We start from the raw sequence: 10,406 nt of genomic DNA on the forward strand, positions 1-10,406 counted from the left end.
CGGCTCCTGTCGTTCTGCTGTTCGCCTGCGCGTCCGGTCAGAGGGCGTCCGGACCGCGCTCGCCGGTGCGCACCCGTACGGCCGTCTCGACCGGCAGGGACCAGACCTTGCCGTCACCGATCTTGCCGGTGCGGGCGGCCTTGACGATGACGTCGATCAGCTGCTCGGCGTCGTCGTCCTCGGCCAGCACCTCGATACGGATCTTGGGTACCAGGTCGACGGTGTACTCGGCGCCGCGGTAGACCTCGGTGTGTCCCCTCTGACGACCGTAACCGCTCGCCTCGGTGACCGTCAGACCGTGCACCCCGAAGGCTTGCAGGGCCTCCTTGATCTCGTCGAGCCGGTGCGGCTTGACGACCGCGGTGATGAGCTTCATGCGTCCACCTTCTTGCTCTGCAGGGCGGCCAGGGCGGGCGCGATGCTACCGATGACCCCGCCACCGGCGCCGCTGAAGTCGTATGCGGTCTCGGCGTGCTCGGCCTGGTCGATGCCGGAGACCTCCTCGTCCTCGGTGACCCGCATGCCCATGGTCTTGTCGAGGAGGAAGGCGAGGACGGCGGAGACGATCAGGGAGTAGGCGAGGACCGCGAAGACACCGGCGCACTGCTTCCAGAGCTGGTCGAGTCCGCCGCCGTAGAACAGGCCCTTGACGTCGGACTGGCCCTTGCCGCTGGCGAAGAAGCCGATGAGCAGGGAGCCGAGGACACCGCCGACCATGTGGACGCCGACCACGTCGAGGGAGTCGTCGTAGCCGAACTTGTACTTCAGGCCCACCGCCATGGCGCACAGCACACCGGCGATGGCGCCGACGGCGATCGCGCCGAGCGGGGAGACCGCGCCGCCGGACGGGGTGATCGCGACCAGTCCCGCGACCGCGCCGGAGGCGGCGCCCAGCGTGGTGAACGCGCCGTGCCGGATCTTCTCGTAGACGAGCCAGGCCAGCATGGCGGCCGCGGTGGCGATCTGTGTGTTGACGAACATCAGCGCGCCGACGCCGTCGTTGTTGCCGAGCCAGGAGCCGGCGTTGAAGCCGAACCAGCCGAACCACAGCAGACCGGCGCCGAGCATGACCAGCGGCAGGCTGTGGGGGCGCATCGGGTCCTTCTTGAAGCCGACCCGCTTGCCGATGACGAGGATCACGCCGAGGGCCGCGGCACCCGCGTTGATGTGGACCGCGGTACCACCGGCGAAGTCGATCACGCCGAGTTCGTAGGCCCACCCGCCGGAGCCCCAGACCCAGTGCGCCACCGGGAAGTACACGATCGTGACCCACAGCACGAGGAAGACGGCCCACGCCGAGAACTTCACCCGGTCCGCGAGGGCACCGCTTATCAGGGCGGGCGTGATGATCGCGAACATCAGCTGGAAGACGGCGAAGACGAAGACCGGGATGGTGTAGCCGGGCCAGAGGTCCATCTTGCCGATGCCACTGAATCCGACGAAGTCGGAGGTCCAGCCGACGAGGGAGCCCTTGTCGGTGCCGAAGGCCACGGAGAAGCCGTAGAGCACCCACAGGATGGTGACGATGCCCAGGCTGATGAAACTCATCATCAGCATGTTCAGGGTGCTCTTGACGCGGACCATGCCTCCGTAGAAGAAGGCCAGGCCGGGGGTCATGAGCATCACCAGGGCGGAACAGATGAGCATGAAGCCTGTGTCCGCGGCGGACAGCTTGGGTGCCTCCGCGGCAAGCGTGATGGCTGGTGCCATCGGCGTCTCCTCGTCGATTGGTACGGCCCGTGCGGGCAGGGCCTGAAGAGTGGTCCGGTCGGTGAGGGGCGGGCCGGTTATGCGCCACGAGACTGGCGCAGCGCGGTTTCGGTCGACGCCCCTCGTTGTTTCACCGGAGTGACGAAGGCGCCGTGTGTGTTACGCGTGGATGAACTGCCGGATTCGCCGCACGGCGATCGTTATCGTGACGCAACCATCTCCCGCGGAACGAAACCGGCCGCGGCCGGCCTTCCGACGACCTGGCGCGGGGGAGCCGAGTCGGGCTGTTCGGGAGGGCCGGCCGCGGCCGGGGTCCTGCGGGGTCAGACCGCCTCAGCGGTCTCCGGGAGGGCGGTCGCGAGCTGGTCGGTGAGGTCGATGACCTCGGCGAGGTCGCCGAAGTCGCGTACGGCCGTGTCGACGGTCTTCCGGATCCGCGTGTTCACCCGTTCGGACCGCACCTTCCCGGCGACGCTCAGCGCCTCGGTGACGTAGGCGGTGCTCCGCTCCGGCTCACGGCGCAGCAGGTGCACGGTGGCCATGCCGATCAGGTTCAGTGCGTACGACCGCTGGTGCTCGTGGTCCGTGGCGAACAGCTCGACGGACCGCTGCATCAGCGGTTCGGCCAGGGAGGCGTAGCCGGGGCTGCGGCCGGCGACGTAGGCGAGGTCGCGGTAGGAGTGGGAGTTCTCGCCGTACAGCTCGGCCTCGGAGAAGAAGCGGATCCAGTCGGGGTCCGGCTCGTCCCACTCGTCGCCCTCGGCGAAGGCGTCCTCGGCCATCCGCACCGCGCGCTTGCACTTGCCGGGCTGGCCCATGTTGGCGTAGGCGCGGGCCTCCATCGCATACAGCATGGACTGGGTGCGCGGGCTCGCACAGTCGCGGCTGCCGTACTGGGCGAGGTGGATCAGTTCCAGGGCGTCGTCGGGCCGGCCGAGGTGGATCATCTGGCGGCTCATGCTGGAGAGGATGTAGGAGCCCAGGGGCTTGTCGCCCGCCTCCTTGGCGGCGTGCAGGGCGAGGACGAAGTATTTCTGCGCGGTGGGCTGGAGCCCCACGTCGTAGCTCATCCAGCCGGCCAGTTCGGCCAGCTCGGCGGCGACCTTGAAGAGCCTCCTGGTGGTGGCCTCCGGCTGGGGTTCCTGAAGCAGGTCGGTGACCTCGTGCAGCTGGCCGACGACCGCCTTGCGGCGCAGGCCGCCGCCGCACTGGGCGTCCCACTGGCGGAACATCACCGCGGTGGTCTCCAGCAGGTCCAGCTCGGGCTTGGACAGGCGGCCGGGGCGGCGGGGCTCGACCGGCTCGGGCTCCGGCAGCGGGGACGGCGGCGAGGGGACGAGCCAGCGCTGCATCGGCTCGATGAGGGACGGGCCCGCGGACAGGACGAGCGACGTGCCGAGGAAGCCGCGGCGCGCCAGCATGAGGTCGCTGCGCGAGTACTCGCTCAGCAGGGCCACCGTCTGCGGGCCCGTCCAGGGCAGGTCGACGCCGGTCGCGGAGGGTGAGGGGCGGGTGGCGCGCAGGCCCAGGTCCTCGGCCGAGACGACGCAGCCGAACCGCTCGGAGAACAGCTCGGAGAGGATCCTCGGGATCGGCTCGCGGGGGTTCTCGCCGTCCAGCCAGCGGCGCACCCGGGAGGTGTCCGTGGAGATGTGGTTGGCGCCCAACTGGCGGGCACGGCGGTTCACTTGGCGGGCCAGTTCGCCCTTGGACCAGCCGCTGCGCACGAACCACGAGCCCAGCAGCTCGTTCGGGCGTTTGTCAGCGTTCGTCCCGCCACCGCCGTTGCCGCCCACTGGAGCGCCCCCAATTCCTGAGACTACTTGTCACCGAGTGCGCCAAGCCTTATCAGGATGCCGCTACCCACCGTGGTCCGTCCGGCGGTTCTCACCCTTCGAACGGAGAGCCGACTTGCCTCCGGCATACCCGTACGTGCATGTGCCCCGGGACTCGTGTACTCAACGTAATCTTACGTTCACGGACGCACCATGGCGATCCTGGAAACGCCACCATTCGCCACCCCTTCGATTGAACTCACGGCTGCCCGAGCGCGATTCACTTGACATAGGACGGCCACAAGTGGGTGCGACGGTGCACTCGGGGGCGCGCACCTCCCGACGCACCACCGAAGACGCTTCAAAGCGCCGCTCGGCCCCCGCGGGAGTGGGGTAGACGGAGCCGTATACGGTCACGTTCCGCTTCCGTCTCGCTCCGCGTCGTAACCACCGGCGCGCTGGACCCGTTGGAGGGGGCATGGACTTCACGATCGGCGGCATGCGCGAGCTCCGCTCCGGCACTCGCCGGCGCGGCCGCTCCTCGGAGTGCACCGCGGTCGCCGAGTTCACCGGTCTGTGGGGCTGGGACGTGGTGCCGGGCGCGCGGGCCGCGGGGGGCGCCTGTTCGTGCGGCCGGGCGGACTGCTGTGCGCCGGGCGCTCATCCGCTGGAGTTCGCACCCCACATCACCGCCGGCGCCACCCTCGACGAGGTCACCAAGACCTGGGGGGAGTTCCCCGGCGCCGCGGTGATGCTGCCGGCCGGGCGCGCCTTCGACGCGCTGGAGGTGGCCGAGCCCGCCGGGCGCCGGGCACTGGTCCGTCTGGAGCGCATGGGCCTGCCCCTGGGCCCGGTCCTCGCGACCCCCGACGGCCGCGCCCAGTTCCTGGTCGCCCCCGGCGCCGCCGCCGCGCTCCCCGCACTGCTCTACCGCCTCGGCTGGGACGACCCGGCCGCCCTCGACCTGCGCGGCCTCGGCCCCGGCGGGTACCTCACGGCACCGCCCTCGGACCGCGGCGGGCTGGGCCCGACCCGCTGGCTGCGCCCGCCCGCCCTCGACTCCGCGACCAAACCCCCGGCCGCCCGTCTGCTCCTGGGCACCCTGGCCTACGTGGCACACCGGTCGCGCGCATAGCGCGGGTCCCGAAAGCAGCGCCGCCCGTGCGGAGGGCGGTCCGGTGGTGTCCGGTGGTGTCCGACGCGTGTGGTCGCGGGGCGGCGGGGCGCCCGCGTACCGGGTGTGCGCGGGCGACCCGACAACGCGGCGAGCGCGCATTCCCCCGGCCTCCCGACCGCGCGGCCGGGGGCGCGTGGGGCGGGCGGGACTTTCGAGACACACCCCCGAGCACCGGGGGCGCCACCGGACTCCGCGCGCCCGAGCACGCCCCCCCGGGTGTACCGGCGCGTACGGCGAAGCGCCCGTCCCCAGCCGCATGCCGGCGGGGACGGGCGCTTCCTGGGCACATCCGGATTTTCGGGGGTGGTGCCGTGGATCAGGTGCTTCCGTGGGTCGCCCTCAGTCACCGATGAGCGCATCCACGAACGCGTCCGGTTCGAACGGCGCCAGGTCGTCGGCGCCCTCACCGAGGCCGACGAGTTTGACCGGCACGCCCAGCTCACGCTGGACGGCGACCACGATGCCGCCCTTCGCCGTGCCGTCGAGCTTGGTCAGCACGATGCCGGTGATGTCGACGACCTCGGCGAAGACCCGGGCCTGGACCAGGCCGTTCTGCCCGGTGGTGGCGTCGAGGACGAGCAGCACCTCGTCGAGCGGGGCGTGCTTCTCGACGACCCGCTTGACCTTCCCCAGCTCGTCCATGAGCCCGGTCTTGGTGTGCAGCCGCCCCGCGGTGTCGATGAGCACCACGTCGACGCCCATCTCCTTGCCCTCCTTCACCGCGTCGAACGCGACGGACGCGGGGTCGCCGCCCTCCGGGCCGCGCACGGTGTAGGCGCCGACCCGCTCGCCCCAGGTCTGCAGCTGGTCGGCGGCGGCGGCCCGGAAGGTGTCGGCGGCGCCGAGGACGACGGTGCGCCCGTCGGCGACCAGGACCCGGGCGAGCTTGCCGGTGGTGGTGGTCTTGCCGGTGCCGTTGACGCCGACGACCATCACGATGCCCGGTTTGCGGTCGTCCGGCTCGGTCCGGACGGTGCGGTCCACCTCGGTGCCGACCAGCTTGAGCAGTTCCTCGCGCAGCAGCCCGCGCAGTTCGTCGGGGGTGCGGGTGCCGAGCACCTTCACCCGCTCGCGCAGCCCCTCGACCAGTTCCTGAGTGGGCTGCACACCGACGTCGGCGGTCAGCAGCGTGTCCTCGATCTCCTCCCAGGTCTCCTCGTCGAGGTGCTCGCGCGACAGCAGCGTGAGCAGCCCCTTGCCGAGGGCGTTCTGCGAGCGGGAGAGGCGGGCGCGCAGCCGCACCAGGCGGCCGGCCGTGGGCTCCGGGACCTCGATCTCGGGGGCCGGCAGCTCCTCGACGACGGGTGGCTCCGCGACGGCGGCCGGGGCGGAGCCGCCGGGGAGGTCCACCTCCTCGATCGTCCGGCGCGGTTCGTCGTGCGGCGTCTCGGCCTCGTCGCCGACGTGCGGCTCGGCCGGGGGGGCGGTGATGTCGGGGGTGGCCGGCGGTGGCGAGGGCAGCGGCCTGCGGCGCCGGCTGCCGATGACGAGCCCGCCGACCGCGGCGATCACGACCACGGCGATGACTACAGCAAGGATGACGGTTTCCATAACCCGTCCAGTATCGGCCATGGGTCCCGGGCGGACCCAGCTTCCGGATCCGCCGGGAGGCTCGGATCACTTCAGGAATTTTGTCAGCTTACGTACCATGTCGTCCCATGGGTACCGCCGCTCGCCACGATGGCGCGCCCCGCCCGGATCCCGCGCGGGGCCACGGTCCGGAGACCCGGGGCATCGAACCGGTCCCCAGAAGTGAACGCACCGCGCGGACCCGCGGACTCGTTCCCACCTGGATCGCCGCCAACATCACCATCCTGCTGCTGACCCTGGGCGCGGGTCTGTCCGTGACCTACGGGCTGAACTTCTGGCAGGTCCTGGTCGTCGGCTGCGCGGCGCCGCTCGTCTCGTACGGCCTCGTCGGGGTGCTCGGCATCGCCGGCAAGCGCGGCGGCGCACCCGGCATGGCACTGTCCCGCGCGGTCTTCGGGCAGCGCGGCAACCTGCTCCCCGGCGCGCTGATCTGGGTCGCCCGCTGGGGCTGGGAGACGATCAACGCGGTGACCGGGGCCTACGCGCTGCTCGCCGTTCTGCACCTCACCCTGGGCGTCGGACGCACCGGTCCCCTGACCCTGGCCACCCTGCTGTCCTTCGTCCTCGCCACCTTCGTGATCTCGGGCCTGGGCATCCGCGCGCTACGGCACTGCGCCGGCTGGGCGTCCTGGCTGTTCGGCGCCTTCTCCCTGCTGGTCCTGGCCCGGCTGGTCGTGACGACGGACTGGAGCGGCGTCCTCGCGCGTGCGGCGGCGCCGGCCTCCGCGGTGATCGCGGGCATCGGGCTGATCGCCGCGGGCGGCATCAGCTGGGCACCGACGGCGGCGGACTTCACCCGTTATCTGCCGCGTACGGCGTCGTCACGGGCGATCGTGCTGGGCACCGTCGGCGGGTCCACCGTCGTCATGCTGCCAATGGTCCTGATGGGCGCCGTGCTGGCCGCCTCCGACCCGCGGTTCGCCACGGCGGCCGATCCCGTCTCCTTCCTGGGCCGGGCCCTGCCGCTGTGGCTCGCGGTCCCCTATCTGCTCATCGCGCTGGTCGGCATGCTGCTGATCAACGCGATGTCGATGTACTCGGCGGGCTTCACCGCGCAGACGCTCGGCCTGCGGGTCCCGCGCCCCTGGGCGGTCTCGGTCAACGCGGTGATCTCCCTGGCCATCGGCGGCGTCCTGATACTGGCGGCGGCTTCCTTCCTGAGTTCCTTCATCGCCTTCCTGTCGCTGCTCGCGGTGGCCTTCTCGGCCTGGGCGGGGGTGTTCGGCACGGACATGCTGCGCCGCCGCGGGTACGACGCGCGGGCCCTGCTCGACACCACGCGCACCAGCGCGTACTGGTACCGGGGCGGTTTCTGTCCGGCGGCCGTCACCGCCTGGGCACTGGGGCTCGGCACGGGTCTGCTGTTCACCGGGTCGGACTGGTTCACCGGCCCGCTGGCCAGGAACAATCCGGTCGGCGGGTACGGACTCGGGTGGGTGGTGACGATCGCCGTCTCGGGCGTGGTGTACGCGATCCTGCCGAAGCCGGCGGTGGTGGCGGCGTCCCCGGACCCCGCGGCGGCCACCGAGGGGTCCACCGCTCTGGTCGTCTGATCGATCGTCAGCTAATGTCCCCCACGGCACCCATCCGCCCCGTGAACAGAGGGACTCCTCATGCCCGCAACGGTCGTCCGGTTCAACCTCGTCGAGCCCGGCGCCACCCCCGCCTCCCTCGCCGCCCGCTACCGGGCGGCCCTGGAGATGGCGGCCTACGCCGACGAGCACGGGATCGCCACGGTGCAGACCGAGGAGCACCACGGGGTCGAGAACAACTGGATGCCCTCGCCGTTCGTGTTCGCGGGCGCGGTGCTCGGGGCGACGCGGCGGATCGCCGTCACGGTCTCCGCGGTCATCGGGCCGCTGCACGACCCGCTGCGGCTGGCCGAGGACATCGCCGTACTCGATCTGCTCAGCGGGGGCCGGCTGGTCACCGTCGCCGGGATCGGGTACCGGCCGGAGGAGTACGCCCGCAGCGGCGTGGACTGGAAGCAGCGGGGCCGGCTCCAGGACGAGCTGCTGGAGACCCTGCTGAAGGCGTGGACCGGCGAGGAGTTCGACTACCGGGGCCGGACGGTCCGGGTCACCCCGCGCCCGCTCACCGAACCGCACCCGCTCCTGCTGGTCGGCGGCTCCTCCCGGGCCGCGGCCCGCCGGGCGGCCCGGCTCGGCCTGCCCTTCTTCCCCAGCGCGCACCTGCCGGAGCTGGAGACCTACTACAAGGAGCGGCTGGCCGAGTACGGCACGGAGGGCTGGACCAGGATGCCCGCCGCCGAGACCCCGCTGCTGCACATCGCCGAGGACCCGGACCGGGCGTGGGCCGAGTACGGGAAGCACTTCCTGCACGAGGCGCGGACGTATGCCTCCTGGCAGTCCGGGGACATCCGCTCGGCGGTGCGCTCGGCGGCCACGACGGTGGACGAGCTGCGCGCGGAGGGCGTGTACCGGATCCTCGCGCCCGAGGAGTGCGTGGCCCAGGGCCTGGACAACCTGGTCCTGCACCCGCTGGCGGGCGGGATGCCGGTGGAGGAGGGCTGGCGCAGCCTCAGGCTGCTGGCGGAACGGGTGCTTCCGGCGCTGGCGGACTGACCCACCGCCTCACGGGGTGGCCGCCCGGGTCCGAGTCCGAAGGCGACGGGTGAGCTGCCGCGAAGCCCCGGGGATCGGCGGTGGTGTCCGCGTCCGGTGAGCGGGCGCGGGGCCGTCACCCCATCTCCTCCAGCGCCTTGCCCTTCGTCTCCTTGACAAACCTCAGCACGAACGGGACGGACAGCGCGGCGAAGACCGTGTAGATCACGTAGGTCGCGGACAGGTTCCAGTCGGCCAACGACGGGAAGCTGGCGGTGATCGCCCAGTTGGCGATCCACTGCGCGGAGGCGGCGACACCCAGGGCGGCGGCGCGGATCCGGTTCGGGAACATCTCGCCGAGGAAGACCCAGACGACGACGCCCCAGGACAGGGCGAAGAAGAGGACGAACACATGGGCCGCGATCAGGGCGGTCCAGCCCTGCGCGGCCGGCAGCTTGCCGTCGACCAGGTCGTGGGAGAACGCCCATGCCTCCAGCGCCAGGCCGACGACCATGCCGGCCGAGCCGATGAGCGCGAGCGGCTTGCGGCCGATGCGGTCCACGAAGATCATCGCGATCACGGTGCCGACGATGTTGATGATCGACGTCGTGAAGGAGTAGAAGAACGAGTCCGCCGGGTCGACGCCGACCGACTGCCAGAGCGTCGAGGAGTAGTAGAACGCGACGTTGATGCCCACGAACTGCTGGAACACCGACAGGCCGATGCCGACCCAGACGATCGGCCGGAAGAAGAAGGAACCGCCGAGCAGGTCCCTGAAGGTGGACCTGTGCTCACTCTTCATGGCGTGTTCGATCTCGGCGACCCGGGCGTCCAGGTCGGTGCCCCCGCCCTCCACCTCGGCGAGGATCTCGCGGGCCCGCTCACGCCTGCCGACGGAGAGCAGGAAGCGGGGCGACTCGGGGATGGCGAGGGACAGCAGGCCGTAGAGGACGGCCGGGACGACCATGACGCCGAGCATGACCTGCCATGCCTCCAGGCCCAGCAGCCGTCCGCGCTGGTCGCCGCCCGCGGCGTTCAGCAGGCCCCAGTTGACGAGCTGCGAGACGGCGATGCCCACCACGATCGCCGCCTGCTGGAAGGAACCGAGGCGTCCGCGATAGGCCGGCGGGGCGATCTCGGCGATGTAGGCGGGGCCGACGACCGAGGCCACACCGATGGCGAAGCCGCCGACGATCCGCCACAGCGCGAGGTCCCACAGGGCGAAGGGCAGCGCGGAGCCGACGGCGCTGGCCGTGAAGAGGACCGCGGCGATCTGCATGCAGCGGATGCGGCCGATGCGGTCGGCGATCCGGCCGGCGGTCGCGGCGCCGACGGCGCAGCCGATCAGGGCGATGGCGATGACCTGGGCGAGTTCCGCCGAGCCGATGCCGTAGCGGCTGCGGATGGCCTCGACGGCGCCGTTGATGACGGAGCTGTCGTAGCCGAAGAGGAAGCCGCCCATGGCGGCCGCCGCCGCGATGAAGACGATGTGCCCGAGATGGTCGGGGTGAGCCGTCCCGGCTCCTGACTGCGGTGCCTGCGCTGTGCTGGTCACGTGCCACTCCTCGGGCCACCGGCAACGCCGCCGGG

8 protein-coding genes are annotated in these 10,406 nt (G+C 71.5%); 3 read left to right on the forward strand and 5 right to left on the reverse strand.

The genetic code is table 11. The annotated features are described in order from the left end of the window. Positions 1-37 precede the first annotated feature (37 nt). The 3 genes from ACFY2B_RS18825 to ACFY2B_RS18835 form a co-directional block, all read right to left on the reverse strand. On the reverse strand, positions 38-376 hold the full coding sequence (locus ACFY2B_RS18825; protein ID WP_003997576.1) for a P-II family nitrogen regulator: 339 nt from the start codon (positions 374-376) through the stop codon (positions 38-40). Beyond that, positions 373-1,710 carry an ammonium transporter gene (locus ACFY2B_RS18830; protein ID WP_390764226.1) on the reverse strand — a complete coding sequence of 446 codons (1,338 nt, stop codon included), beginning with the start codon at positions 1,708-1,710 and terminating at the stop codon, positions 373-375. Before ACFY2B_RS18830 ends, ACFY2B_RS18825 begins: the two co-directional genes overlap by 4 nt. Before the next feature lie 323 nt (positions 1,711-2,033). Further along, positions 2,034-3,506, reverse strand: coding sequence for a hypothetical protein (locus ACFY2B_RS18835; protein ID WP_390764227.1), 1,473 nt, complete (start codon positions 3,504-3,506; stop codon positions 2,034-2,036). Between the two features lie 457 nt (positions 3,507-3,963). On the opposite strand from ACFY2B_RS18835, the gene ACFY2B_RS18840 reads away from it, so the two are divergent. Continuing rightward, positions 3,964-4,620 (forward strand): bifunctional DNA primase/polymerase, encoded by a 657-nt coding sequence (locus tag ACFY2B_RS18840; RefSeq protein ID WP_390764228.1) that lies wholly within the window; start codon positions 3,964-3,966, stop codon positions 4,618-4,620. A gap of 381 nt (positions 4,621-5,001) precedes the next feature. On the opposite strand, the gene ftsY is transcribed toward ACFY2B_RS18840, so the two are convergent. Then, positions 5,002-6,213 (reverse strand): signal recognition particle-docking protein FtsY, encoded by a 1,212-nt coding sequence (gene ftsY / locus ACFY2B_RS18845; protein ID WP_390764229.1) that lies wholly within the window; start codon positions 6,211-6,213, stop codon positions 5,002-5,004. 107 nt (positions 6,214-6,320) lie between these two features. Between ftsY and ACFY2B_RS18850 the strand changes: the two genes are divergently transcribed. After that, positions 6,321-7,805 carry a purine-cytosine permease family protein gene (locus ACFY2B_RS18850; RefSeq protein ID WP_390764230.1) on the forward strand — a complete coding sequence of 495 codons (1,485 nt, stop codon included), beginning with the start codon at positions 6,321-6,323 and terminating at the stop codon, positions 7,803-7,805. 60 nt (positions 7,806-7,865) lie between these two features. Continuing rightward, positions 7,866-8,837 (forward strand): LLM class flavin-dependent oxidoreductase, encoded by a 972-nt coding sequence (locus tag ACFY2B_RS18855; RefSeq protein ID WP_390764231.1) that lies wholly within the window; start codon positions 7,866-7,868, stop codon positions 8,835-8,837. A 115-nt stretch (positions 8,838-8,952) separates the two neighbouring features. On the opposite strand, the gene ACFY2B_RS18860 is transcribed toward ACFY2B_RS18855, so the two are convergent. Further along, positions 8,953-10,371 (reverse strand): sugar porter family MFS transporter, encoded by a 1,419-nt coding sequence (locus ACFY2B_RS18860; RefSeq protein ID WP_390764232.1) that lies wholly within the window; start codon positions 10,369-10,371, stop codon positions 8,953-8,955. Positions 10,372-10,406: the final 35 nt, after the last annotated feature.

It is taken from the genome of Streptomyces sp. NPDC001270, from assembly GCF_042896695.1.
GTDB lineage: Bacteria > Actinomycetota > Actinomycetes > Streptomycetales > Streptomycetaceae > Streptomyces.

What these genes read in the sequence shown, in the direction of transcription:
- ACFY2B_RS18825 (WP_003997576.1), bottom strand. Translation starts at nt 376, where the DNA reads ATGAAGCTCATCACCGCGGTCGTCAAGCCGCACCGGCTCGACGAGATC.
- ACFY2B_RS18830 (WP_390764226.1), bottom strand. Translation starts at nt 1,710, where the DNA reads ATGGCACCAGCCATCACGCTTGCCGCGGAGGCACCCAAGCTGTCCGCC.
- ACFY2B_RS18840 (WP_390764228.1), top strand. Translation starts at nt 3,964, where the DNA reads ATGGACTTCACGATCGGCGGCATGCGCGAGCTCCGCTCCGGCACTCGC.
- ftsY (WP_390764229.1), bottom strand. Translation starts at nt 6,213, where the DNA reads ATGGAAACCGTCATCCTTGCTGTAGTCATCGCCGTGGTCGTGATCGCC.
- ACFY2B_RS18850 (WP_390764230.1), top strand. Translation starts at nt 6,321, where the DNA reads ATGGGTACCGCCGCTCGCCACGATGGCGCGCCCCGCCCGGATCCCGCG.
- ACFY2B_RS18855 (WP_390764231.1), top strand. Translation starts at nt 7,866, where the DNA reads ATGCCCGCAACGGTCGTCCGGTTCAACCTCGTCGAGCCCGGCGCCACC.